The sequence below is a fragment of the Allobosea sp. 05L423 genome (genome assembly GCF_056397745.1).
The window spans coordinates 19,802-45,749 of sequence record NZ_JBFTOA010000031.1; the positions used below are offsets into that span (position 1 = coordinate 19,802).

A 25,948-nucleotide genomic window follows, 5' to 3' on the forward strand; every position below is an offset into this window, starting at 1 on the left:
GAAGCCGCATGCCGTAACGGAGCAGCCGAGAACAATGGAGCAGCGATGAGCGAGACGGCGGCCGACTTCCCCCGGATCACGCGGCGGACCCTCCATGACGAGGTCCTGGAGCGCGTGCGCGACATGATCATCGAGGGCCAGCTCGCTCCCGGTCAGCGCATCAACGAGGGGCTGATCGGCACGCAGCTCGGCGTCTCGCGGACGCCGCTGCGCGAGGCGATCAAGACGCTCGCCAGCGAGGGGCTGGTCGAGATCCTGCCGGCCAAGGGCGCCGTGGTCCGCAAGTTCTCGGCGCGCGACCTCGCCGACATCCTCGAGGTCATCAAGAGCCTGGAGCAACTCGGCGGCCGGATCGCCTGCGCCCAGGCCAGCGACGCCACGATCGCAGCGATCCACAAGATGCATCAGGACATGCTGGCGCTCTACGCGACGCGCGATCGCCTCGACTATTTCAAGCTCAACCAGGCCATTCACAGCGCCATCGTCGCCGCCTCCGGCAACCCGGTGCTGCTCGAGATGCACACCACCCTGCAGTCGCGCATCAAGCGGCTGCGCTTCGTCGGCAATGAAGGCCCGGAGAAATGGGCCGGCGCGGTGGCCGAGCATGAAGAGATGATGGCGGCGCTGCTCAAGCGCGACGCCGATGCCCTGTCGGAGGCGATCGGCCGTCATATGGATGTCACCCTGCTGCGCGTGCGCGAGGTGCTCTAGCCGGAAGGCTGGCCGGCCCCTGCGGCGCCTCTTTCCAGGCCACGCGGACGCACAGCGCAATCGTTTACCCTCCCCTCCGCGGATCGCGAAATGCCCGCGGAGACGACTATTCGCGCCCCTCGACTTTCAATAAGCTGTTGACAAGGCGGCTCGGGGAATTCCGCCCATGAAGCTTCCGATGCAACGGGATCATCATCCGCCTGAGGCGGCGGAGAGAGGCGTTCGAGGAGACATCCATGAAGAAAATTCTGTTGACGACGCTGTCGGCCTCGGCGCTGATGGCGGCGCAGCCGCTGATGGCGAAGACGCTGGTCTATTGCTCCGAGGGCAGCCCTGAGAACTTCGCGCCGAGCGTCAACACGACCGGCACCTCCTTCGACGCGAACACCCAGATCTACGACACCATCGTCCAGTTCGAGCGCGGTGGCACCAAGGTCCAGCCGGCGCTCGCCGAGAAATGGGACATCTCGCCGGACGGCCTGACCTACACCTTCCACCTGCGCAAGGGCGTGAAGTGGCATTCGAACAAGACGTTCAAGCCGACGCGCGACTTCAACGCCGACGACGTCATGTTCATGATCGAGCGGCAGTGGAAGGAAGATCACCCGTTCTTCAAGGTGACGAGCTCGAACCACTCCTACTTCAACGACATGGGCATGCCCAAGCTGCTGAAGTCGGTCGAGAAGGTCGATGACTATACGGTCAAGTTCACGCTGAACCAGCCCGAGGCGCCGTTTCTCTCCGACCTCGCCATGCAGTACGCCAGCGTGCAGTCGAAGGAATACGCCGACGCGATGCTGAAGGCCGGCACGCCGGAAAAGCTCGATCAGGACCCGATCGGCACCGGCCCGTTCTATCTGGTGCAGTACCAGAAGGACGCGATCATCCGCTACAAGGCCTTCCCGGAGTATTGGGCCGGCAAGGCGAAGATCGATGACCTCATCTTCGCGATCACGCCGGACGCCTCGGTGCGCTGGGCCAAGCTCCAGAAGGGCGAATGCCATGTCATGCCCTATCCGAACCCGGCCGATCTCGATGCGATCAAGAAGGACGCCAATGTCCAGATCCTCGAGCAGCCCGGCCTGAACATCGGCTATCTCGCCTACAACACCACCAAGAAGCCCTTCGACGACGTCAGGGTTCGCCGGGCCGTCAACAAGGCGATCAACAAGAAGGCGATCATCGACGCGGTCTATCTTTCCAGCGGCATCGCGGCGATCAACCCGATCCCGCCGTCGATGTGGTCCTACAACGAGACCATCAAGGACGACCCCTATGATCCGGAGGCCGCCAAGAAGGAGCTGGCCGAGGCCGGCTATCCGAACGGGCTCGAGATCGACCTCTGGGCGATGCCGGTGCAGCGTCCGTACAACCCGAACGCCAAGCGCATCGCCGAGCTGATGCAGGCGGACCTCGCCAAGGTCGGCGTCAAGGCCGAGATCAAGAGCTTCGAATGGGGCGAGTACCGCAAGCGCATGCAGAACGGCGAGCACCAGACGGGCATGCTCGGCTGGACCGGCGACAACGGCGATCCGGACAACTTCCTGCACACGCTGCTGGGCTGCGACTCGGCCAAGACCAACGGCTCGAACGTCGCCAAGTTCTGCTACCAGCCCTTCGAGGAGCTGGTGACGAAGGCGAAGACCGTCACCGACCAGGCCGAACGCGAGAGGCTCTATCGGCAGGCGCAGGTGGTGTTCAAGGAGCAGTCGCCCTGGTTCACCATCGCGCATGCGGTGCAGCTGAAGCCCGTCCGCAAGGAAGTGAAGGACTTCAAGCTCTCGCCGTTCAGCCGCCATGTCTTCTACGGCGTCGACATCGCCAACTGAGCGAAGTGCCAGCCGCGCCCCGATCCGGCGCGGCTGATGCGTGCCAAACGACGCGGCCCCTGCGGGGCCGCGTTTCGGGAGGCGGAGACGATGGGGCATGACGCCCCGCGCCCGATCCGTCTCCTTGCCTATCCGAGAGAAACGCCATGTCCGCTCGTGCCCGCTCCTTCGCTCTGACGCTGGGGCTGAGTGTCCTTTTGCTGCCCGCCGTCGCCAGCGCCCAGGCGCTCGTCGTCTGCTCCGAAGCCAGTCCCGATTTCCTGAACCCGCAATTCAGCAGCCAGAACACCGCCTACGACGTGGCGGCGCAGATCTATGAGCGCTTGACGGCGACTGAACGCGGGGGATCGCAGATCATCCCGAGCCTCGCCGACTCCTGGACGATCTCCGACGACGCGCTGACCTACACCTTCAAGCTGCGCAAGGGCGTGAAGTGGCACGCCAACAAGGCCTTCACGCCGAGCCGCGAGTTCAATGCCGACGACGTCGTCTTCTCGTTCGAACGGATGTTCGATGCGAGCAACCCCTACAACAAGGTCGGCAGCGGCAATTACCAGTTCTTCAGCGAGATCGTGAAGCCGAGCCTGAAGTCGATCGAGAAGGTCGACGACTACACGGTCAAATTGACGCTGACCAAGCCGAACTCGCCGATGCTGTCGGCACTCTCGGTCGAGCCGATGTCCATCCTCTCGGCCGAATATGCGGCCGCGATGCTGAAGGCCGGCACGCCGGAGCAGGTCGATTTCGCGCCGATCGGCACCGGCCCGTTCTCGCTACTGTCCTACCAGAAGGATGCGATCATCCGTTTCAAGGCGGTGCCGGATCACTGGACCAAGGCCGTCGGCAATCGCGACCGCATGGCGCTGGTCAACGACCTGATCTTCGTGATCACCCCGGATGCCGCCGTCCGCTTCGCCAAGGTGCGCTCGGGCGAATGCCAGATCGCGCGCTACCCCAATCCCGGTGACCTGCCGGCGATGAAGACCGAGCCGACCGTCAACCTGCTGCAGGGCAGCATCGCCGATCAGAGCTTCCTTGCCTTCAACCAGCAGAAGAAGCCCTTCGGCGACAAGCGGGTGCGCGAGGCGCTGGCCTACGCCACCAACATCCCCGCCATCATCGACGCGGTCTATCAGGGCACCGGCAACCCCACTGCGGCGGCGGTGCCGCCCTCGCTCTGGTCGCATGACGCCGAGCTCAAGCCGCGCCCCTATGATCCCGACAAGGCCAAGGCGCTGCTGGCAGAGGCGGGATATCCGAACGGCTTCGAGACGACGCTGTGGGCCATTCCGGTGGTGCGCGCCTACATGCCGAACGGCCGGCGCGCGGCCGAACTGATCCAGGCCGACTGGGCCAGGATCGGCGTCAAGGCGACGATCCAGACCTTCGAATGGGGCGAGTATCTCAAGCGCGGCCGGGCCGGCGAGCACGAAGTCGGCATGTTCGGCTACACCTGGGACTACCCTGATCCGAGCCAGATCCTGCTCTCGGGCTGGATCTGCGAGGGTGTGAAGACCGGCGCCAACCGGGCCCGCTGGTGCAACCAGGAAGCCTCGGACGCGCTCGCCAAGGCCAACACCATCACCGATCAGGGCGAACGCACCAAGCTCTACAAGCGCTTCCAGGAGCTCTTCCACGAGGATGTCGCGGGCCTGCTCTTCGCCAATGCGCAGGCTTTCACGCCGGTCCGCAAGGAAGTGAAGGACTACAAGATCCACTTCTTCGGAGGACAGCCGTTCTATGGTGTGTCGATCGCCAAGTAGGATCTGAACACCCAACGATCAGCGGCGCCAGCAGAGCATTCATTGCCTTGCCGGCGCCGAAACACTTCGCATTGTTGCGCCAGACTTCTCAGTTTTTCCCAAGTATTTCACCAGCCGAACATCCGAGAACCGCGGCCTCTGACGGCGATCCACGGTTTTTGTCATCGCGTTCTTGATCTTTCGTGGATTCTGGTGTTTCCGCTGCGCCGGAATTCAAATTCGACTAAAATGACAAGACAGGCCGCCGCGCAGATGACATGCCCGGGCCGACAAGAATGGCAGAACCATGCTGCGCTTCATCTTCACACGGCTGAGCCTGGTCATCCCGACCTTCATCGGCATCACGCTGCTGGCCTTCTTCCTGGTGCGGCTCGTGCCGGGCGACCCGATCGAGACGATGGCCGGCGAGCGCGGCATCGACGCCGCCCGCCATGCGCAGCTCCTCACCGAATACGGCCTCGACCGGCCGCTGCTCGTCCAGTACGGCAAGTATATCGAGCGCGTCGTGCAGGGCGACCTCGGCAAGTCGATCGTGACGCGCGAGAACGTGCTGACGGAATTCGGCCAGCTCTTCCCCGCCACCATCGAGCTCGCTCTCTGCGCCATCCTGATCGCGCTGATCGTCGGGCTGCCTGCCGGCATCATTGCGGCGGTCAAACGAAACTCGATCTTCGATCATGGCGTGATGGGCATCTCGCTCACCGGCTATTCGATGCCGATCTTCTGGTGGGGCCTGCTGCTGATCCTGCTGTTCTCGGTGCAGCTCGGCATCACGCCGGTGTCGGGACGCATCGCGGTGCAGTACTTCATCGAGCCGGTCACCGGCTTCCTCACCATCGACAGCCTGCTGGCCGGCGACATCGACGCCTTCTGGTCGGCGCTGTCGCATCTGGTGCTGCCGGCGATCGTGCTCGGCACCGTGCCGCTGGCCGTGATCGCGCGCATGACGCGCTCGGCGATGCTCGAGGTGCTCGGCGAGGACTATATCCGCACGGCGCGGGCCAAGGGCATGGCGCCGATCCGCGTCGTCGCGCTGCATGCGCTACGCAACGCGCTGATCCCCGTCGTCACCGTCATCGGCCTGCAGGTCGGCACGCTGTTCACCGGTGCGATCCTGACCGAGACGATCTTCTCCTGGCCCGGCGTCGGCAAATGGCTGATCGAGGCGATCAGCCGGCGCGACTATCCCGTCCTGCAGGGCGGCACGCTGCTGCTCGGCATCGTCGTGATGAGCGTCAACCTCTTCGTCGACCTGCTCTACGGCCTGATCAACCCGCGCATCAGGCACGCCAAATGATCCGCCCTTCACATTCCAGCTCCCATCGGAGCCCTCGTCCATGAGCGCAGAAACCCTCGAAGCCCCAGCAGTCGCTGCACCGAGCGGCACGCCGCCCCATCCGGCGCGCGAGTTCTGGACCTATTTCAGCGCCAATCGCGGCGCCGTCGCCGGCCTGGTCGTCATCGTGCTGGTGCTGGTATGCGCGCTGTTCGCGCCGCTGATCGCGCCGCATGACCCGAACCTGACCAACAACGCGGTCTTCCTGAAGCCCCCGTTCTGGCAGGCGGGCGGCTCGCTCTCCTATCCGCTCGGCACCGACGCCATCGGCCGCGACATCCTCTCGCGCCTGCTTTTCGGCGCGCGACTCTCGCTGGTGATCGGCATCGCCGTCGTCTCCATTGCCATCGTCGTCGGCATCGTCCTCGGGCTGATCGCCGGCTACTTCAAGGGCATCGCCGACATCGCGATCATGCGGCTGATGGACATCCTGATGACGATGCCGAGCCTGCTGCTCGCCATCGTCATCGTCGCGATCCTCGGCCCCGGCCTGATGAACGCGATGCTCGCCGTCGCCATCGTCGTGCTGCCGCATTACGTGCGCATCACCCGCGCCGCCGTGATCACCGAGGCCAGCAAGGATTACGTCATCGCCGCCCAGGTCAGCGGTGCGCAGACCATCCGACTGATGTTCTCCGAGATCCTGCCGAACTGCGCCGCTCCCCTCATCGTGCAGGCGACGCTCGGCGTCTCCACCGCGATCCTCGACGCCGCGGCGCTGGGCTTCCTCGGCCTCGGAGCCCAGCCCCCGACCCCGGAATGGGGCACGATGCTCGCCGATGCGCGCGAATTCGTGCTGCGCGCCTGGTGGGTCGTCACCTTCCCAGGCCTCGCCATCCTCATCACCGTGCTCGCCTTCAACCTGCTGGGTGACGGCCTGCGCGATGCGCTCGACCCCAAGCTGAAGCGCTGATCCCATGCCCCTGCTCGAAATCGAAAACCTCAGCGTCGAATTCCCCACCTCCCAGGGAACGCTGCGCGCCGTCGACCGCATCGACCTCACCCTGGAGGAGGGCGAGGTGCTCGGCGTGGTCGGTGAATCCGGCTCCGGCAAATCAGTCACCATGCTCGCGCTGATGGGCCTCGTCGGCTATCCCGGCCGCGTCCGCGCCGACAAGCTGCGCTTCGACGGCCGCGACCTCCTGACCATGTCCGCCCGCGAGCGCCGCCAGCTCACAGGCAAGGATGTGGCGATGATCTTCCAGGAGCCGAGCACCAGCCTGAACCCCTGCTTCACCATCGGCTTCCAGCTCGCCGAGACGCTCAGGAAGCATGAGGGCATGGACGGCAAGGCCGCAAAGCGCCGCTCGATCGAGCTGCTCGAGCAGGTTGGCATTCCGGCACCTGAAAGCCGCCTCAAGGCCTTCCCGCATCAGATGTCCGGCGGCATGAACCAGCGCGTGATGATCGCGATGGCGATCGCCTGCAATCCGCGCCTGCTGATCGCCGACGAGCCGACGACCGCGCTCGACGTCACCATCCAGGCGCAGATCCTCGATCTCCTGATGTCGCTGCAGCGCGAGCGCGGCATGGCGCTCGTCCTCATCACCCACAATATGGGCGTCGTCGCCGAGACGGCACAGCGCATCATGGTGATGTATGCCGGGCAGATCATGGAAGAGCGCAAGGTCGACGCGCTCTTCGCCGATCCGCAGCATCCCTATTCCGCCGCGCTGCTCGCGGCGTTGCCGGAGCGGAGCGAAAACGCGACGCGGCTCGCCACGATCCCCGGCATGGTGCCGGGCCTGAACGACCGGCCGAAGGGCTGCCTGTTCAGCCCGCGCTGCGCCTATGCGACCGAGCATTCGCGCAATGTCCAGCCGGAACTCAGGAACTGGGCTGACGGGCGCGTACGCTGTCACTATCCGCTCGGCGATCCCCAGCGCGACGCCGATCGCGCCCGCGACGAAGCCGGCCGGGCGAAGGAGGCCGTGCGATGAGCAGCCCCGTCATCGAGGCGCGTGAACTCACGCAGATCTATCCGGTCAAGCAGGGGCTCTTCCGCCCGCCGGCGCAGTTGCAGGCGGTGAACAAGGTGTCCTTCTCGGTCGAGGCCGGCCGGACGCTCGCGGTCGTCGGCGAGTCCGGCTGCGGAAAATCGACCCTCGCCCGCATGGCGACGCTGATCGAGACGCCGACCTCGGGCACGTTGATGCTCGACGGGGTCGATGCCGTCAATCCGCCCGCGAGCGAGCGCAAGCGCCTGCGCCGCACCGTCCAGTTCGTCTTCCAGAACCCTTATGGCTCGCTCAACCCGCGCAAGAAGGTCGGCACGATCCTGGAGGAGCCGCTCAAGATCAACACCGACCTCTCCAAGGCCGAACGTACCGAGAAGGCGCGCGCGATCATGGCCAAGGTCGGCCTGCGGCCGGAGCATTACGCCCGCTATCCGCACATGTTCTCCGGCGGTCAGCGCCAGCGCATCGCGATCGCCCGGGCGCTGATCCTCTCGCCGAAGCTCGTCGTGGCGGACGAGCCGGTCTCGGCGCTGGACATCTCGATTCAGGCGCAGGTGCTGAACCTGCTGGCGGATCTGCAGGAAGAGCTGAAGCTCGCCTATCTCTTCATCTCGCACGACCTCAGCGTCGTCCGTCACATCGCCCATGACGTGATGGTGATGTATCTCGGCAATGCCATCGAGCACGGCCCGAAGGAGCGCATCTACGCCCGGCCGCTGCACCCCTATACGCAGGCGCTGCTCGCCTCGACGCCGCGCGTCGATGCCGGCAAGCGCGAGCGCATCGTGCTGCGCGGCGAACTGCCCTCCCCGCTCAACCCGCCCAAGGGCTGCGTGTTCTCGACGCGCTGCCCCTATGTGACCGATCGCTGCCGGGTGGAGCGCCCGGAGAAGCGCGAGATCGACGGCCGGCAGGTCGCCTGCCACTACGCCGAGGACTTCCTCGCCAAGGCGGCGTGACCGCTGCGCTTCGGCGGCCCTTGCCGAAGCGCAGGCCGACGCGATAGCTCTCGCTGCGCCCGGCATCCGCAGGATGCGGGGCACGGCGAGACGCGAAGCGAGGTCGAGATGTCCATTGCGGCGAAACTGACGGAGCGCTTCCTGCGCTACGTCGCGGTCGAGAGCCAGAGCGACGCGCGGGCGACGAGCCTGCCCTCGACGCCCGGGCAGCAGCGCCTCGCCGCGCTTCTCGCCGAGGAACTCGCCGCCCTCGGCCTCGCCGATATCGTCATCGACGACCACGCCACCGTCACCGCGCGCAAGCCCGGCACACGGCCGGGCGCGCCGCGCATCGGCTTCATCGCCCATCTCGACACCGTCGATGTCGGGCTCTCGCCGGTCATCCGCCCGCAGGTCCTGCGCTTCGAAGGGCAGGATCTGTGCCTCAACCGCGAGCAGGACATCTGGCTGCGCGTCGAGGAGAACCCGCAGATCAAGCCCTGGGTCGGCGCGGACGTCATCGTCGGCGACGGCACCAGCGTGCTCGGCGCCGACAACAAGGCCGCCGTCGCCGCGATCATGACGCTACTCGCCGAGCTTGGCCCCGAAGACGCCCATGGCGACATCCTCGTCGCCTTCGTGCCCGACGAGGAGATCGGCCTGCGCGGCGCCAAGGCTCTCGATCTCACGCGTTTCGCCTGCGACTTCGCCTATACGATCGACGCCTGCGAACTCGGCGAGGTCGTCATCGAGAACTTCAACGCGGCCCAGGGCGAGATCAGCTTCACCGGCGTCAGCGCCCATCCGATTTCGGCCAAGGGCGTGCTGGTCAATCCGCTGCTGATGGCGATGGATTTCATCGCCGAGTTCGACCGCGCCGAGACACCGGAAAACACCGAAGGGCGCGAGGGCTATTTCTGGTTCACCGAGATCGCCGCCGGCCAGAGCGAGGCCAAGCTCAAGGTGATGATCCGCGAGTTCGACAAGGCCCGGTTCGAACAGCGCAAGCGCCGTATCGGCGCGGTCGCGGAGCTGATCGCACAGCGCTATCCGAGGGGACGGGTCTCGTCTGATGTCACCGATACCTACGGCAACATCCATGACAGCCTGGGCGACGACCGCCGCCCGGTCGATCTGCTTTTCGCCGCGCTCGATGCACTGAAGATCGAACCGAAGCTGATCCCGATGCGCGGCGGCACGGATGGGGCAGCGCTGTCGGCGCGCGGGTTGCCGACGCCGAACTTCTTCACCGGCGGCTGCAATTTCCACTCGCGCTTCGAATTCCTGCCCGTTCCGGCTTTCGTGAAGTCCTACGAAACCGCGCGCATGATCTGCCGGCTGGCGGCGGAGCGGGGCTGAAGCCGCGCCCCGCAGCGGAATCGCGCCGCCCGAAGCCGCGCTTAACCATAAGGCGCGAGCTTTCCTGCGGTGTGTCGAATATTTAATAGCCTTGTGGCCTAAGGGTACCGCCCCCCGCCGCAGGTGCTAGACGGAATGACCGAATTCATTAGCAAAATCCTCGACAAGATTTCGGCGACGAGCCTCTTGACGACGGGCTTGCTGCTGCTGACGGCGCTGGTCAGCGCGCTGGTCGCCTATTGGCGGACGGCCGAGCAGAAGAACTTCCGGGAGTTCTTCGATTTCATCTTCCCCAACGAGATCATCACTCACCCCTCGGCGAAGGCGGATCTGCTCTTCTGGGTGACGCGCAAGGCGATCATGCCGTTCCTGATGCTGCCGGCGGGCGTCACCTTCGTCGTCGCAGTCGGCTACGCGACCAACAAGATCCTCGCGACGATCTTCCAGATCGACCCGCCCCTCATTCCGGGGCCGGCCGGGCCGATGACCACCGTGATCTTCACGATCACGATGCTGCTGGCCTATGACATCTCCTATTATCTCTATCATGTCGCGCAGCACCGCTTTCCCATCCTCTGGGAGCTGCACAAGGTCCATCATTCCGCGGAAGTGATGGTGGGCATCACCAAGGACCGCGTCCACCCGCTCGACGAGTTGATGAACCGGGCCTGGGACGGCGTGATCCCGGGCATCTGCTTCGGGATCTGGTCGCTGGTCTCGCTCAACCTCGTCGAACTCACCGTCTTCGGCGTGAACGTCTACATCATGCGCAATATCCTGATGATGGACTTCGTCAGGCACACGCATTTCAAGATCTCGTTCGGCCCGCTCAACAACCTCATCCTGTGTCCGCACTGGCACCAGCTGCATCACAGCGTCGATCCGCGCCACTACGACAAGAATTTCGGCCTGCTGTTCTCGTTCTGGGATCGGCTTTTCGGAACCTTGTGCGTGCCGAAGCCGGACGAGGACTTCAAGTTCGGGCTGATGGAACGCGGCGTCCGTGATTACCAGTCGCTGTCGGGGCTTTATCTGCTGCCGCTGAAACGCATGTGGTACCAGATCCGGCGTCGCCTCGGCCTGCGCCCCGCTCGCCGCTCCGAGGCCGAGATCGAGGGAACACAGCAGTGAGCGCCCCAACCGCGCTCGCCGCCGTCGACGGCCGAAAGCTGGAGATCGTCACCTCGCAAGAGCGGCTCACGGCGCTGGCTCCCGCCTGGGATGCGCTGTGGCGGCAAGCCGACGGCCTCGTCTTCCAGAGCCATGGCTGGATCAGCGCCTGGTGGCGGACCACGCCGGGCCGCGACCAGCGCGAGCTGCTGATCGGCCTGGTCTGGAATGGCGAAAACCTCGAGGCCGTGCTGCCTTTCGCCACGATCCGGCGCCGCGGCATCCGCATTCTCGAATGGGCCGCGAAGGAGCATAGCGATTATGGCGACATCCTCGTGGCTCCCGGCTGGAGTCGCGAAGCCGCAGCCGCCATGTGGCGCGCGATCGCCGCTGCCGGCCGCTTCGACATGGCCTATCTCAACCGGCTCGTTCCCGAGGCGGTGGCCCGCCAGATCGTGACGGACGACAACGCAGCCCTTCGCCTGCGCCCGAACCACCGGTGCGAGATCAACTATCGCGTGAGCGGCTCCTGGAACCGTGGCGCGCTCTGGTTCGACCAGCAGTCGAAGAAGACGCGGCAGAACTACCGGCGCGGGCGCAAGTTCATGGAGGAATCAGGGGAGGTCCGCTTCCGGCTGATGGCTCCGGGGGAACCTCTGGAGCCGGTGCTGCAGCGCGTCGCCGCCCTCAAGCGCAAATGGCTCGAGCGCCACGGCCATGCTTCGGACCTGTTCGACGAAGGCTCGCCGGCTCTCGCCGCGCTCGTCGGCGTGATGGCGAAGCTCGGCATCCTGCGTGTCTTCCTGCTCGAATGCGGCGACAGCATCGTCGCGGTCTCGATCAATCTGGTGCAGCGCGACAGGATGATGGCCTTCGTCACCACTTATGATCCGGACCATGAGCGTGCCTCTCCGGGCATGGTGCTGATGATGGACTACATCCAGTGGTCGATCGACCAGGGCCTGTCGATGGTCGATTTCCTCTGCGGCGGCGAGGATTTCAAGCGGCGCTTCGCCACCCAGGCGGTGACGCTGGATTCGGTTTCGGGGGCCCGCACGCTGCTCGGACGGCTCGCCGGCCTTGCCGACGGCGCCCAGCACGCCATCAGGAATCGGCGAGCGCCGGCACAGGCCGCAGACGAGCCAGAAGCGGCCGGCGAGCCATTGCCGAGCCGTCGATGAATTCGTATCCGCCGGCCCGGTTGAGGCTGTGGATGCGGCGACCGGGCCAGAGAGCACCTGCCTGGATGATGGTCTCGACCTCCTGATCGAAGCCCTCGGGGTCGAGCCGGGTGACGCGGGCAATGCCGAGCGCCTTGCCATAGCCGAACCGACAGTCCTGCACCGGACGCAGCAGAACACCGTCGCGGATGGTCATGTGCCCGGCCGGCCGGGCCGAGGCGATGTCGATCAGCACGGGATTGCGGGGGTGCGGTTTCCAGGGACCGCGGAAATCCGGCGCCGACCAAAGATGCAGCGCATCCGAATGGGAGCCGCCGCCATCGCGCACCGTGGCAAACAGCCACCAAAGACCGCCGTGCTCGATCAGCGTCGCATCGCTCGCGACCACGCCGTCGATCAGCGTCGCCTCCCTGACCCAGCCGCCGGGGAACGCCGTCGCACGAAACAGATCCACCCGCGCGGCACCGGAGCTTTCCGGGATCATCCAGACCTGCCCGTCCCGTTCGAAGACGAAGGGATAGGATAGATGGCCGGGCTGCTCGAGCACCGGCTCGGGGCGCCCTGTCGGACCATCCGGCCCGAACTCCACCGCCGAGATGATGCCCTTGCCGGTGGCATGGGGAAAATCCTCGACGAAGAGCGTGAGGCGCCCCCGATGCAGGATCGGAAACGGATCGGCGTAGAAGCGGGTGCCGTCATCGGGCAGGTCGCGCCAGCCCGAGCCGGGATGGCGCTTCAGATCGAACAGATCCGGGCCGGCCAGCTTGCGCCAGCCCACCCGCCAGTGCGGGGCATGGAAGCAGCGGCGATAGATGCGATCGACCGCATTCGAGGTCAGGGCCCGGACCATGGTCCGGGCGAGGCCGGTCTGGGGCGGGGGCGAAGGCTCGGCTTCGGCAGGCAGCTGCGGCACACGCATGCGGCTGCCTTCGACCGCTGCCACGATGAATGTGATCAAGCGGCTGAGGATATCGTCGAGCTTCGCCAGCAGAATGCGGCCGTGATCGCTGCCCGGCCGCGCTGCGGCGATCCGCGCCCCGTTCTCCGTCAGTTCGACCAAGGGAACGCCACCGGCGAGAAGAGCGGAGACGAGCGCCGCTTCTCCCGCCCGCCCTTCGAAGCGCAGGCTCCAGCGCCGCGTCGATCCGGACGGTTCATCGCTGCCGAGATCGAGAAGCAGGTCGGCTTCGTCGTGCCCCGGCGCGGCAGCCACGGCCGCCGCCTCGGCCGGCGGGGCCGCCGTGAAAAGACCCTCAGGCTGGAGGCCGTGTAGATAGCCCTCCACGCGGAAGAGACCGTCGAGTCGATGCGGGTCGGCTGCGTTCGCTGCCGGCGGAACGACCGAAAGCGCCAGGCCGGGGATAGCCCGCAGCCGCTCGATCAGGACCAGATGCCACCGCCGCAAGGGCGAAGCACCCATGTTCAATCTCAATCTCATATCCAAGCCCAGCCGCATTTCTTGCGGCAACTGCGCCAAAGCAGCCGGCATTCTCCAATACCCGCATTTCGATTTGGTTAGCCCCGCGTGCAAGCCCGCTCATGCGGGCGGCTCGACCGATCGGGGCACTTGTTAAGGAGTTCGTGGCAGTGTCGCGCCTGGAAGCTGCGGCTGGAAGACGCCGCGGCATCGCGTTGCGTTGTCCGAGTAGAGGAATGGCAAGTCTGGCTGCGACCGCTCATCGGCAGGAGGAAACGGTGCAGCCGCCTCCTCAGGAAGCCTTTCGTCGCCGCCCGGATGGCGCCGTCGAGGTCTCCGAGCTCTGGCGCATCCTCTGGCATCGGCGCCTGACGATCCTGGCCGTCGCGGGCGTGCTGGCGGGGCTGGCCCTCGCCTATGGGCTGCTGACGCCTTCGCTCTATACCGCCTCGACGCAGATCCTGATCGACCCGCGCGACCGGAACGTCGTCAGCAATGACGTCAACCCCAATACGGTCTCTCCGGATGGCGGGCTGGCGCAGATCGAAAGCCAGGCCAGTGTCATCCAGTCCACCAGCGTGCTGGCTCGGGCGATCAGGGCAACGAAACTCACCGAGGACACGGAATTCAACGGCGCCGGGCTTCTCAGTCGCCTGCTCGGCCGGATCGCGGCAGATACTCCGGCCCTGGATGGCGCTCTCACACCTGCCGAGGCGCGGACGCTCGCCAGCCTCCGGCGGAAGGTTTCCGTCAGGCGCGCGGACAAGGTCCTGGTGCTGGACGTGGTGGTGACGACGCGCGACGCCGACAAGTCCGCCAAGCTCGCCAACGCTATCGCCGAAGCCTATCTCACCGACCAGGCCGATGCGCGCAGCCGTGCCGCGACGGAGGCGTCCGAGTCGCTGACCGCCAGGCTCGCTGAACAGCGGAAGCGGGTCGAGGCGGCTGAGAACGCCGTCGAGCGCTACCGTGCCGAGAACAATCTCGTCGCAGCGTCCGGGCGCCTCATCAGCGAGCAGCAGCTCAGCGAGATCAGCAATCAGCTGTCGGCCGCCCAGGCACGCACCGCCACCCTCCGGTCCCAGGTCGAGCTGATCGCGCAGCAACGCCGGCGCGGGGCCCTGGCCGGCAACTCCACGGAGGCAATACAGTCTCCGGTCATCGGAAGACTGCGTGAGCAGGAGGCCACGCTGGTTCAGCGCGAAGCCGACCTGCAGAGCCAGTTCGGCCCGCGGCACCCATCGATCGGCGCGGTGCAAAACCAGCTCGTCCACATCCGCCGCCTCATCGCGACGGAGATCGAGCGGGTCGAGCAATCCGTGCGCACCGAATATGAGCGCGCGCTCGGCAATGAGAAGCTCCTCGCCACCAAGCTCGAGACCCTGACGCGCCAGACGCAAGGGGCGGACCAGGCTTCAGTGCGGCTGCGCGAGCTCCAGCGCGATCTCGAAGCGGTCCGTGCCGTCTATGCGACGTTCCTGCTGCGCGCGCAGGAAACACGCGAGCAGGCGACCTTGGACACCACCAACGCCCGCATCATCGGCCGGGCTCAGCCGCCGCTGCAGGCGAGCTGGCCGCCGACGCTTCCGCTTGCAGCGGCAGCGGCCGTCCTCGGCCTGGGACTCGGCGCCGGCCTCGCATTGCTTCGCGAATATGCTGCGCCTCATCTGCTCTCCCGCTCGCAGGCCGAGACCCTGATCGGCGCTCCGGTGATCGGTGTCCTGCGCTCCCGGACGGCCCCCGCGCGCGGTTTCGGCCGGTGGTTCCGGCGCTCGACGGGACGGAAAGCGGATGCGGAAGGCGCGGCGCAACTCGCGCTGCTGCTGCTGTTCAAGCCCACGGATGTGCCGGTCCCGGCCGCACGCAGCGCCCTGCTGATTTCGGCCGAGGCCGATGGCGATGAGCGGGAGCATGCAGCCGACCTGCTCGCCAGCGCAGCGGTCCAGCATGGAGAGCGCGTCCTCCTGGTCGATACGACGACCGAACCAGTCCAGGGCGGCCCTGCCGGGCTCATGGATATTCTGCGGGGCGAATGCAGCTTCGAGGATGCCATTCACTTCAGCGGCGCCAAGGATGTTGCGCTGATGTCAGCCGGCCGCCCGAAAGCTGCAACGCAGAAGGCATTGGCGCGCAGCTATGCGATGCGAATGCTGGCGGATGCCAGCCGTCACTTCGACGTCGTGGTCATCGACGGCGGGCCGCTGGAGCGCAATGTGAAGATCGCGCCGCTGGTCGGCATGGTCGAGGAGATCGTGCTCGTCGCTCGCCTCTACACCACGCGTCAGCAGGAGATCATGCGGGCGGTCGAATCCGCGCGCGTCATGGGTCGCACGGTGACGGCAACGATCCTGATCGACGCCGACGGGCGAGGCTGATGTCTGCCGCCAATCCCACGGCCGACGCCTCGGCCCGTGGGGCACCGGGCTGGGCCCACCTGGATGGGCTGACGCGCTACGGTCTTTTCGTCACCGTCCTGGTGCTGTTCTGCGTGTCGGGCGGCATGCTCTGGCTCGTCGGCTACAATTACGACGGCCTCACCGGCGCCGCCGCCACGAAGATCCATCCCTCGACCTACATGATCGTGCTGCTGTTCGGCTGGAGCCTGATCGGCTGCGGCGATCCGGTCAGCCGCATCATTCATCTCGTCAGCGCTCGGCCGGCGACGCTGTTCATGCTGCTGGTGACGATGGGGACGATCATCGTCACCGTGCTGCGCGACGGGCCGGGCCTCGGCGGCATGGTCGACACCTATGTCGCCGTCTGCCTGCTGGTCCTGTTGCTCGTCGATGCCGACGACGAGACCATGACGACGCTCACGACGATGCTGCATGTCGTCATGACCCTCAACGCCGTGCTCGCGCTCTTCGAGTTCGTCACGCAGTTCCGGCTCTTTCCCTACCGCTTCGACGGCGCCGTCTTCGAAACCGACACCCGCTCCAGCGCGTTTCACGGCCATCCGCTGGCCAACGCCATGATCACCGCCTGCTATCTGATGGCCCTGATCAGCGGATCACGCTCCCTGCCGCCGGCGGTCCGCGGCGTTCTCATCGCGCTGCAGAGCGCCGCCCTGGTGGTCTTCGGCGGCCGGACCGCGCTTCTGACGTCGCTGGCGTTCGGCCTCTGCTACGGCACGGTACAGCTGTTCGCCCTGCTGCGGAGCGGGCGGATATCGCTGATCGCCGCCGCCATCGGCTGCGTGCTCGTAGCCCTCCTGCCCGTCGCCATCGGCGGGCTGGTGGCGCTTGGTTTCTTCGACGACGTGGCCACGCGCTTCGTCTCCGACGGCGGCAGCGCCAATGCCCGCAAGGAGATGTTCGAGCTGCTGCAGATGTTTTCGATCGGCGACCTCATCGTCGGGCCGGATGTACAGCTCGTCGATACCCTGCGCCGCGTCAACGGGCTCGAATGGGGCATCGAGAACCCGTTCGTGCGCATGACGCTGTATCAAGGGGCGATCATCACCGCGCTCGTGACGCTGGCCTTCGGCCTCTTCATGTACGAGCTGGGGCGCGGACGCTCCGGCGTCTGGCTCCCGATGATCGTCTGGATCATCCTGCTGAACGGCTCGGAGAGCATCGCGACGAAGACGACGATGCCGTCGAAATTCGTCGTCGTGATTCTGTGCCTCTATCGACCGGAAAGGCGCGATTCCGACCGGCTCAATCCGGCATTCTCAGGCCGAGGGCCGCGATCATGGCCGGGTCGAGCCGGCGGCTGACGTCGTCCATCATCCCCATGCTGTCGAACAGATTCCAGAACGCCCAGGGAAAGCCGAGCGCTTCGGCACCGAGCCTGACGTCACGCACATAGCGGGCGCGATCGTCCGGAGCGGAGGCGACCGTGCCGCGCCCGGAGCGCAGCGCTCCGAACTCGCCCATCAGGATCCGGCCGGGCTGGACGCTCTCGCGCTCCGCCCAGGCACGGACCCGGCGCAGATAGCCATCGATGAAGGGGCGGTCCGGCTGGGCATCGAAATACTCCTTCAGGACACGCTCGGTCTCGCGATAGGCGGCCGCACCGCTGCCCTGTGCCGGCCCGCCCAGCGCCGCCATTCGAGCACGGACCGCAGCGAGGGTGGCGTCGAGGCTTCCCCGCGCCGCCGGCCAGGGCACGGAGTTGAGCGCCCGGTAGACCGGCTCGCTCATCCAGCGCGCGCCCTGATGCGAGAAGAGGTAGGGCTCGTAGAAGTGAAACGTGAAGAGCAGCGGCTCATAGAGCGAGAGCTCGCGAACCCGGAGGGGTTCGAGGCCGGCGATCATGCTGCCGCAGGCGCCGGTCGCCAGCAATGTCAGCCCTGGCGCGGCCAGCCGGGCCGAGGCCAGAAGCCGCTTCTGCATCTCTCCCCATTCGGCGGAGCCGCAGGCCTGGAGCGGCTCGTTGACCGGCTCGAAACCGGTCCGCTCCGGATCGCTCCGTCCCAACCGCGACGCCAGCTCCGTCACCAGGTCGCGATAGGCCGGAAACGCCGGAGCATCCAAGCTTCCGAACAATCGCGACGGCGTCCAATAATGCGTCGCGGCGTTGGCGTGCAGGTTGACGATCACGGCGAGCCCCTCGCCCTGCGCCAGCGCGACGGCGGCCATCACCTGATCGAGCAATGACTTCCTGGCGGCAGGAGCGCCGGCAAGGAACGGACCGGGGTCCACAGGCAACCGGACGAAGTCGAGGCCGGCACGACGCAGCAGCGCCAAATCCGCCCGCGTCGGAACCTGCCGGTCGAGCTGGAATGGTGGCCAATCATAGTCGGTTCGCGGCGCCGGGTGCTCCCGCGTCAACGAGAACCACGGCCAGAGATTGACGCCGCGCCGGACGCTGAGGGGCCGCGCGGCATGGGCGCGACCGCCGCCGATGGTCGCCGTGCCTATTGCACCCGCGAGCAGAGACCGGCGGCTGACCGTCATCCCCGGCGGCTGCCGGTCATTTCGACAGGAGCAAAAGTGGCTTCCGGCTCGAGGCCGAGCAGGGCAAGCGCCTCGCGCTCGTACTGTTCTAGGACCGTCTGCCATTCGAAGCTGGACCGGGCGCGCCCGAGCGCAGCCTGCTTCAGGCGCGCGGCCAGCTCGTCATCGGCCAGCAGCCTCCCGATCGCATTGGAGCAGCTCGCCTCGTCACCGAAGAACAGGCCTGCCTCGCCGGCCGTCCAGCGATTGTAGGGATTGTCATGGGCGATGACCGGGTTCCCTGCCCACAGCGCCTCGACCAGAGAGGGGTTGGTCCCGCCGACCGTATGTCCGTGCAGATAGCCCCGCGCGTGGAAGCGCAAGGCCCTTACCGTCTCGTCATCGTAGATCGCGCCGGGCATGATCACCTCCGGCCCCGCCGCCGCCTTGACCTGGCGATGATAGGCGTTCTCATCAGAGAAATTGCCGAGGACGACGAGGGGCATGCCGCGCCGCTTGGACGAGAAGGCCTCGACGAGAGTGAGGATCGAATTGTCGGGCTCGATCCGGGCGATCGAGATCAGATAGCGGCCGCTCTCCAGCCCGAACCTCGCGAGCGGCTTTGCCGGCGCCATCCTGATGGGCATGCCGCCATAGGGAATCATGACCGTGGCACTGCGCGGACGCCGCGTCGCGAGGTGATCGGCGATGACCGGATGATCGGCTACGAGACGGTTCGAGGACCAGGCCGCGACCCACTCGTTGATCCAGAACCAGCTGCGGACGGGCCATGACCATTTCGGCCGACGCCACTCGATCCCGTCCATATTCGTCATGATCTTCCGCCCGGCCAGGCGCAGATAGGGCAGGAAGATCGCGCCATTATATCCCAGGACGAGACTGAGCGCCGGGCGCTGCGCCGCGTGCCGCACGCAATGCCAGTCGAAATCGATGGTCGCGCGCGGCCCCGATGACGACACCTGCGTGCGGATAAGCTCTATGCCCCGCCAGGATTCGCTGTGAAACCGGCGCGTGACGACCGGAACCTCGTCCTGGCAGTACACGCCGACCTGCCAGCCCCGCTCGACCAAAAACAAGGCGAGCTTCTCGGCGAAGGTCTCGAAGCCTCCATGCGCAGCTGGAATCCCCCGTGTTCCGAGGATCAGCAACGAGGGAGCGGTATTTGCCATGATTTTATCCGGAGGCGCGCAAAGCTGCGTGAAGATAGCGCATACCTCCAATAATACCTTGAGTTTCTGAGGTTTATTCTCCTTTTATCGAAGATGGTTAGGACGCGCTTTCCGGCCATGCGGAATCGGTGGAAGCGCGATGGCGGCGTCCTCGAATGGAAATGGATTGTGACGCTGCGTATCGCCTGCATTCATCAGGGCTATGAACTCTACGGCTCGGATCGCGCTTTCGCCGAGAGCGTGGCTGCCTTGCGGCAGGCCTACCCGGCCGCCGATATCGAGGTCGTGCTCCCGCGCGAGGGTCCGATTCTCAGCCTGCTGCAGCCGATCGCCAGCCGGATCGTCATCGAGCCGCTATGGGTCCTGCGCCGCAGGAACCTGCCCAGATTGATGGCCACGGCCCCGGTCGAGCTGCCCCGCGCCGTGTTGCGCGCGGCCCGGCGCATGCGCCGCTGCGACCTCGTCTACATCAATACCTCGGTCATCGTGGACCATGTCCTCGCGGCGCGGTTCTTTGCCGGCAAGGCAATCCAGCATATCCACGAAATCCCGGAGGGAATGACTCGCACGCTCCTGCGCCGGCTCATCCTCTGGGGCCGGGCGCGGCTGATCTTCAACTCGCAGGCGACGCGCGCCGCCTTTCCGCTCCCGGCCGATCATGCGGCGGACGTCATCTACAATGGCGTGGCCGGACCCGCCGATTGGGCACCGACGGATTATGACGGGAAGCGACGGCTGCGTGTCCTCATGCTCGGCCGGATCAACCGCATCAAGGGCCAGGAAATCCTGCTCGCAGCGGTGAGCGCCCTGCCTCCAGAGCTGCGAGACCGCCTTGAGGTGCGAATCGTCGGCAGCGCTTTCGAGGACCCCGCCCTCGAACAGAGCTTGCACGAAGCAGTGACGAGCGCGGGTCTCGACGAGCAGGTCAAGGTCGAGCCTTTCCGCGATGATCCCACGCCGCTTTATCAGTGGGCCGACATCGTCGTGGTGCCGTCCCGTCGCCCGGAGTCGCTTGGCCGCGTCGCGATCGAAGCCATGGCATTCGGTCGGCCTCCGCTCGCCTCGGCGATCGGGGGCCTGCAGGAGGTGGTGGTGGACGGTGTGACCGGCCGGCTATTGCCGCCTGGCGACCCCAGCGCTCTCGCCGAAGCGCTGAAACAGGTGATCCTCGCGCCGGAGATGCTCGCCCCCATGGCGCATGCGGGCCGCGAACGCTTCTCCGCACTGTTCAGCGATCGGGCCGTCGCCCGCGCCATCGGTGCGGTTGTCGAGGACATGCTCTCCCGCGGCCGGCAGGGGCAGCAATGAATTTCGAATCCCTGCGCCGCCTGATCCTGAAGCTCGTCGTCATGGTCGGCGGCGAGGCACTGCAAAGCGCGTTTCACCTCGCCCTCAACCTCGTCCTGCTGCACTCCGTTTCCGCGTGGGACTACGGCGTGTTCGCGCTGGTCATGGTGGTCGGCGGCATCGGCCTGACCTATATCCGCGCGCTCACGGCTCTGCCGGCGAGCATCTTCATCGCCCGCAGCCACAGCGTCGCCGCGGCCGGGGCCTTTGAGATCACCTTCGGCTCGGCAGCCGCGCTGCTGTCGGCGCTGCTCGGCGTCGGCGTCGCCTGCGCCCTGAGCGGCTGGCTTCCTGAAGGGGCCTTCGGCGGCGGCGCCTTCGTCGCTCTGTGGACCGCACGCGCGCATATCCGCACTGTCTTCTTCGCCCGCAATCGGCAGATGCTGGTCAGCGCCAGCGACCTGACGTTCACGATCAGTGGCTCCCTCGGCGCCGCATGGGTGGTGTGGAACGGCACCCACATCCTGCAACACACGTTTCTGGTCATGATGACGGCAAACGCGCTCGGCATCGCCGTGATGCTCGCGTTCGGCCGGCGGCCCATACGGTTGAGCTTCGGCACACATGTCTGGCGGCGCTATCGCAAACTCTGGCGAGACCTGAAATGGTCGCTGCTGAGCGTGACCATCACCAACCTCCAGGGCCAGGGCATGGCACTGCTGGTCGCCACGATCGCGGGGCCTGCAGCCTATGCGCCGATCGCGGCGGCGCTCGTCAATTTCGTGCCGCTGCGCATCGTCTCCACCGCCTTCGCCAACATGATGCATCCGGAGATGACGGCGCTCATGGCACATCGCGACTCCGCGAAGGTCGGGCGGTTGCTGCGCTACTGGCCGATACCGCTGGCTGCCCTCGGCGTCGTCTACGGGATCGTCATTCTGCTCGCGCTCCCGCTCATCCTGCCGGAAAGCCTCGAGGACACCCGCTTCTTCAAGATATCGGTGATGGCCTGGGTCATGAGCGGCATGCCAATGCTCTATGTCATGCCCCGCATCTGGCTCGAGATCGCCCAGGATTTCCGCTCGATCGCGATCCTCTCGGCGATAGCCGCCGCCATCGGCATGCTGGTGGTGCTGGTCCTGCTGCTGACGGCCGCTCCCTCCTGGGTGCTTCTCGGCGGAGCGCTGTCGGAGGTCATCGTCCTCATCGGCAGCTGGGCCATTGTCTGGCCGAGGCAGCGCGCCGCCGAGAAGGCGGCGCCGTCCGCCGCCCGAGCCGGCTGACCGACGACCGCGGTTGGCGCCCTTACGACCAGGCGGCTTCCGCCGTCATGCAGAGCGTGCCGTTCTGCTTGGCGGTCCAGAGCTTCAATCCGGCCCCCTCCTCCGCCGCGTGCAAGGCGAAGGCATCGTCATCGAAAAGCGGCGACAGCCCCCGGAAGCTGAAACGGCGCGGCGGGGCTCCGCGTAACTCGGTGGCGTAGTTGCAGAGCAGGGCCGCCTGCATCGGCCCATGGACGATGAGACCAGGGTAGCCCTCGACCTCCATGACGTAGCGGCGGTCATAGTGAATGCGATGGCCGTTGAACGTCAGGGCGGAATAACGAAACAGCAGCGGCGCCTCGGCCCTCATGGGCCGCTGGTGGGCGCCCTGCTCGGCAGAGGGTGGCTGCTTTGTCGTGCCCGCGGCGCCGTCGAGATCGCGATAGACGATGTCCTGTCGCTCCTCCAGCACGAGCGCTCCATTCGCCTCGACGCGATGCTCCACGGTGACGAAGCAGAGCGGCCCGGTGCGCCCTTCCTTAAGCACGACGTCGGCAATGCGGGAGATACGCCTGACGACATCCCCCACTCTGAGATCGCCGGAAAAGGAGAATGCGCCCCCGGCCCACATCCGGCGAGGCAACGGCACGGGCGGCAGAAAGCCCCCCCGAGCGGGGTGGCCATCGGGGCCGAGCGCGCCGGTCGGAGCCGCCGGCTGCGCGAGGCAGAAATGGATCAGCCTCGGCACCACTTCGCCGGGCTTCGGCGCCTCGCCCGGATCATCGAATGTCGCGTGATACTTCCGCGCCAGATCCTCGCTGACGATGTCGACGCCGATATCCTCGTTGCCGATCCAGCCGCGCAGGTGATCGATGTCGAGTGCGGACCTATCGGAAGCAGCCATCAGTAAGACCTCGGCATGCCCAGCACGTGCTCGGCGAGATAGGAGAGGATCAGGTTCGTGGAGATCGGCGCGACCTGATAGAGCCGCGTCTCGCGGAATTTGCGCTCGATGTCGTATTCCTCGGCAAAGCCGAAGCCGCCATGAGTCTGGATGCAGGCATTGGCCGCCTCGAAGGACGCGTCCGCCGCCAGCATCTTGGCCATGTTGGCCTCTGCACCCGGATTGGCGCCGGCCTCATAGAGCCGGATCGCCTCGCGCACCATCAGTTCGGCGGCGCGCATATTGGCGTAGGCCTTGGCGATCGGGAACTGGATACCCTGGTTCTGGCCGATCGGCCGGCCGAAGACATGGCGTTCCCTGGCATAGTTCGATGCCTTGTCGATGAACCACTTGGCATCGCCGACGCACTCGGCCGCGATCAGGATGCGCTCGGCGTTCATGCCGGAGAGGATGTAGCGGAAGCCCTTGCCCTCTTCGCCGACGAGATTCTGCGCCGGCACCTTCACATTGTCGAAGAAGACTTCGGTGGTGGCGTGGTTCATCATCGTGCGGATCGGCCGGACGGTCAGCCCGTCCTTCAGCGCCTCGCGCATGTCGAGGATGAAGACCGAGAGCCCGTCGGTGCGCTTGGCGACCTGGTCGCGCGGCGTGGTGCGGGCGAGCAGCAGCATCAGGTCGGACTGCGCCGCGCGGCTCGTCCAGATCTTCTGGCCGTTGATAATGTAATGGTCGCCCTCGCGGCGAGCGGTGGTGCGCAGCGCCGTGGTGTCGGTGCCGCTGGTCGGCTCAGTGACCCCGAAAGCCTGGAGCCTGAGCTCGCCCGAGGCGATCTTCGGCAAATAGCGCTGCTTTTGGTCCTCGGTGCCGTGACGCAGCACCGTGCCCATCACATACATCTGGGCGTGACAGGCGGCGCCGTTGCAGCCCTGTCGCTGGATCTCCTCCATGATCACGGCGGCGGCCGAGAGCGGCAGGCCGGCGCCGCCATATTCCTCGGGGATCAGCGCCGAGAGGAAGCCGCTTTCCGTCAGCGCCGTGACGAACGCGGCCGGATAGGCCATCTCACGGTCGAGCTTGCGCCAGTACTCGCCGGGGAAATCCGCGCACAACCTGGCAACCGCATCGCGAATGTCGGCGTGGTCGGAAGCATGCTGCATAGCGGCCTCGAAGCTGCCGGACGCCTCGCGGCGTCCCGATCCCTTCGTGGTTAGACCTCCACAGACCGATGAGAAAGAGCGTCCGTGGAGGGTAAGGCCTGCATCATCAACAGCCGGCGTGCGGGTCGCTTCATTCTCAGCGGCCGGACGGCGCTCCCGCCTCGAACGGCGCGGTCACGGCCTCGCCCGTGGCTTGTCCGGCATCCCCGACAGACCGACCGACCTGCTCGATCGTGTCGTTGAAATTCCGGCGCGTGTGCGGGTCGACGACGGCGATCGGCGCCGAGATCGCGAGGCCGGCTGCCGTGCCGACGGCCGCCGCGGTGCCGGCGGTCACCTGCATCAGGCGCTCGCCCAGGCCGACCCGCGAATCCGTGATCGGCTGCCCCTCGACCAGCCGGGAGCCGATCAGTTGTACGACTTCCGGGCTCTCGGCGAACTTGCCATGGTTCAGGCTGTCGCCGGAGCGCAGTTTTGTCAGGTTGAGCACGGTGATGCCGGTCTGCGCGAGCTCCGTCCGATAGGGCTCGACATCGGGATCGATCGCGCCCAGCCTTGCCGTGCTGCCCCAGACGCGCCGCGAGACCGCAAGGGCCCTGTCATCCTGCGAGACGAACACAGTGAAGCGCGGCAGCTTGCCGTGGATGTCGGAGATCTGGCTGCGGAAGACATCGACGTCGACATCCGGCGCGGCGAGCATGACATTGGCGATTTTCGGCGGGATGCTGCCGTTGCGGATCGCCATCTGCCGCAGCGCCTCCATCGTCACCCAGTTCCCCATCGAGTGGGCGAGGATCGAGACCTCGCCGACAGCCGGATCGCGCGCGAGATCCTGCAGCAGGTTCTCGAGCGACGTGCGGGAATAATTGCCGCTCTCGCGATCATAGCCATAGGCGAAGATCGAGCCGCGCGACGGCCAGGTGAAAAGAATCGGCACGACGTTGGCGTTGGAGTCGTGCACGATCTGCGCGAAGCGATAAACCGCGTCCTCGAAGCGATTGTTGAAGCCGTGGATGAAGACCATCACCCGGCGCTTGGGCACCTTGACCACGGCCTTGTGGAAGCGTGACACCGCCTGGGCGCGGTCGAGCTTCTCGACCTTGAGCGTGACGAATTCCGTCTCCGGATCGCCGGGCAGGCGGCTCGGCCATTGCACCTCGCCGACCTTGCGGCGGGTCCCCGGCGGCAGGGAGACAGTGATCTCGGCGAAGGCGGGCTTGCCGCGCTCGCCCGAGAACAGAACGCCGGCATCCTCGTCGGGCGCGCGGGTCGTCGCCACCAGCATGGTGACCTTGCTCGTATCCGTAGCGGACGAGCTCACGGGCAGAAGCACGCCCTTCACATCCCCGGCGCAGCCCGCGAGCAACAAGGCGGTGGCTCCTGCCCAGAAAGACCGGAGCCCGACCTTGTGAAGTAACGCAATACGCATCCCCGCCCCCGACAACGACGCCACTTTGTCCCGACATCGCTTTATCATGCGGGAATGATGCTGAGCTGTGACAGCCAGCCCCGAACTAGGCAGCGTTCCTGCCGAGCGGTCAAGCGGAGAGCTCGGGGCTTTGGCTGTTTGCCTGGTTTTCGGGGTGGATCTTTGTGAGCAGGTGGCGCTTGCGCTCTGAACGATCGAAAGCCCGCCTTTTGAGGGGCGGGCTTTTGATTTGGTTGC

Annotated in this window: 20 protein-coding genes; 14 read left to right on the forward strand and 6 right to left on the reverse strand. The window is 66.1% G+C overall.

Annotated features, from left to right (window positions below; translation table 11 throughout):
* Window positions 1-45 precede the first annotated feature (45 nt).
* From AC1DNE_RS29660 to AC1DNE_RS29705, 10 genes are all read left to right on the forward strand, one after another.
* Entirely contained in the window at window positions 46-711 is a 666-nt protein-coding gene (locus tag AC1DNE_RS29660) for a GntR family transcriptional regulator (protein ID WP_441473756.1), read from the forward strand.
* Window positions 712-947: 236 nt separating this feature from the next.
* Window positions 948-2,540 carry an ABC transporter substrate-binding protein gene (locus AC1DNE_RS29665; RefSeq protein WP_476841353.1) on the forward strand — a complete coding sequence of 531 codons (1,593 nt, stop codon included), beginning with the start codon at window positions 948-950 and terminating at the stop codon, window positions 2,538-2,540.
* Between the two features lie 146 nt (window positions 2,541-2,686).
* A complete protein-coding gene (locus tag AC1DNE_RS29670; RefSeq protein ID WP_476841354.1) occupies window positions 2,687-4,303 on the forward strand; it encodes an ABC transporter substrate-binding protein in 1,617 nt (538 codons plus the stop codon).
* A gap of 286 nt (window positions 4,304-4,589) precedes the next feature.
* The gene (locus AC1DNE_RS29675) at window positions 4,590-5,600 is read left to right on the forward strand and encodes an ABC transporter permease subunit (protein ID WP_441473753.1); all 1,011 of its coding nucleotides are present in this window, start codon (window positions 4,590-4,592) and stop codon (window positions 5,598-5,600) included.
* Between the two features lie 40 nt (window positions 5,601-5,640).
* Entirely contained in the window at window positions 5,641-6,552 is a 912-nt protein-coding gene (locus AC1DNE_RS29680) for an ABC transporter permease subunit (protein ID WP_441473752.1), read from the forward strand.
* Window positions 6,553-6,556: 4 nt separating this feature from the next.
* Window positions 6,557-7,579, forward strand: coding sequence for an ABC transporter ATP-binding protein (locus AC1DNE_RS29685; RefSeq protein WP_441473751.1), 1,023 nt, complete (start codon window positions 6,557-6,559; stop codon window positions 7,577-7,579).
* Complete coding sequence (locus AC1DNE_RS29690; protein WP_476767126.1) at window positions 7,576-8,556, forward strand: peptide ABC transporter ATP-binding protein; 981 nt, start codon at window positions 7,576-7,578, stop codon at window positions 8,554-8,556. The genes AC1DNE_RS29685 and AC1DNE_RS29690 overlap by 4 nt, the downstream gene beginning before the upstream one ends.
* A 108-nt stretch (window positions 8,557-8,664) precedes the next feature.
* Entirely contained in the window at window positions 8,665-9,894 is a 1,230-nt protein-coding gene (gene pepT, locus AC1DNE_RS29695; protein WP_441473749.1) for a peptidase T, read from the forward strand.
* A gap of 135 nt (window positions 9,895-10,029) precedes the next feature.
* Window positions 10,030-11,025 carry a sterol desaturase family protein gene (locus AC1DNE_RS29700; RefSeq protein WP_476767127.1) on the forward strand — a complete coding sequence of 332 codons (996 nt, stop codon included), beginning with the start codon at window positions 10,030-10,032 and terminating at the stop codon, window positions 11,023-11,025.
* Window positions 11,022-12,185: a GNAT family N-acetyltransferase gene (locus tag AC1DNE_RS29705; RefSeq protein ID WP_476767128.1), complete on the forward strand. Its 1,164-nt coding sequence runs from the start codon at window positions 11,022-11,024 to the stop codon at window positions 12,183-12,185. Before AC1DNE_RS29700 ends, AC1DNE_RS29705 begins: the two co-directional genes overlap by 4 nt.
* Here the strand turns inward: AC1DNE_RS29705 and AC1DNE_RS29710 are convergent.
* Entirely contained in the window at window positions 12,109-13,605 is a 1,497-nt protein-coding gene (locus AC1DNE_RS29710; RefSeq protein ID WP_476767129.1) for a glucosamine inositolphosphorylceramide transferase family protein, read from the reverse strand. The two genes, AC1DNE_RS29705 and AC1DNE_RS29710, sit on opposite strands and share 77 nt — an antisense overlap.
* 275 nt (window positions 13,606-13,880) lie before the next feature.
* Between AC1DNE_RS29710 and AC1DNE_RS29715 the strand changes: the two genes are divergently transcribed.
* Window positions 13,881-15,977, forward strand: coding sequence for a GumC family protein (locus AC1DNE_RS29715; RefSeq protein ID WP_441473745.1), 2,097 nt, complete (start codon window positions 13,881-13,883; stop codon window positions 15,975-15,977).
* Window positions 15,977-17,320 carry a VpsF family polysaccharide biosynthesis protein gene (locus tag AC1DNE_RS29720; RefSeq protein WP_476767130.1) on the forward strand — a complete coding sequence of 448 codons (1,344 nt, stop codon included), beginning with the start codon at window positions 15,977-15,979 and terminating at the stop codon, window positions 17,318-17,320. Before AC1DNE_RS29715 ends, AC1DNE_RS29720 begins: the two co-directional genes overlap by 1 nt.
* Here AC1DNE_RS29720 and AC1DNE_RS29725 read toward each other — a convergent pair.
* Window positions 17,262-18,503, reverse strand: coding sequence for a glycoside hydrolase family 5 protein (locus AC1DNE_RS29725; protein ID WP_476767131.1), 1,242 nt, complete (start codon window positions 18,501-18,503; stop codon window positions 17,262-17,264). The two genes, AC1DNE_RS29720 and AC1DNE_RS29725, sit on opposite strands and share 59 nt — an antisense overlap.
* The gene (locus AC1DNE_RS29730) at window positions 18,500-19,672 is read right to left on the reverse strand and encodes a DUF1972 domain-containing protein (protein ID WP_441473742.1); all 1,173 of its coding nucleotides are present in this window, start codon (window positions 19,670-19,672) and stop codon (window positions 18,500-18,502) included. The genes AC1DNE_RS29725 and AC1DNE_RS29730 overlap by 4 nt, the downstream gene beginning before the upstream one ends.
* Before the next feature lie 168 nt (window positions 19,673-19,840).
* Here AC1DNE_RS29730 and AC1DNE_RS29735 point away from each other — a divergent pair, with 168 nt between their 5' ends.
* Together AC1DNE_RS29735 and AC1DNE_RS29740 are read left to right on the forward strand one after the other, a co-directional pair.
* On the forward strand, window positions 19,841-20,980 hold the full coding sequence (locus AC1DNE_RS29735; protein WP_476841355.1) for a glycosyltransferase family 4 protein: 1,140 nt from the start codon (window positions 19,841-19,843) through the stop codon (window positions 20,978-20,980).
* Window positions 20,977-22,242: an MATE family efflux transporter gene (locus tag AC1DNE_RS29740; protein WP_476767133.1), complete on the forward strand. Its 1,266-nt coding sequence runs from the start codon at window positions 20,977-20,979 to the stop codon at window positions 22,240-22,242. The genes AC1DNE_RS29735 and AC1DNE_RS29740 overlap by 4 nt, the downstream gene beginning before the upstream one ends.
* A gap of 22 nt (window positions 22,243-22,264) precedes the next feature.
* Here AC1DNE_RS29740 and AC1DNE_RS29745 read toward each other — a convergent pair whose 3' ends face one another.
* From AC1DNE_RS29745 to AC1DNE_RS29755, 3 genes are all read right to left on the reverse strand, one after another.
* Window positions 22,265-23,125 (reverse strand): HTD2 family dehydratase, encoded by an 861-nt coding sequence (locus AC1DNE_RS29745; protein WP_476767134.1) that lies wholly within the window; start codon window positions 23,123-23,125, stop codon window positions 22,265-22,267.
* Window positions 23,125-24,282: an acyl-CoA dehydrogenase family protein gene (locus tag AC1DNE_RS29750; protein WP_441473739.1), complete on the reverse strand. Its 1,158-nt coding sequence runs from the start codon at window positions 24,280-24,282 to the stop codon at window positions 23,125-23,127. Before AC1DNE_RS29750 ends, AC1DNE_RS29745 begins: the two co-directional genes overlap by 1 nt.
* Window positions 24,283-24,418: 136 nt before the next feature.
* The gene (locus tag AC1DNE_RS29755; protein WP_441473738.1) at window positions 24,419-25,651 is read right to left on the reverse strand and encodes an alpha/beta hydrolase; all 1,233 of its coding nucleotides are present in this window, start codon (window positions 25,649-25,651) and stop codon (window positions 24,419-24,421) included.
* Window positions 25,652-25,948: the final 297 nt, after the last annotated feature.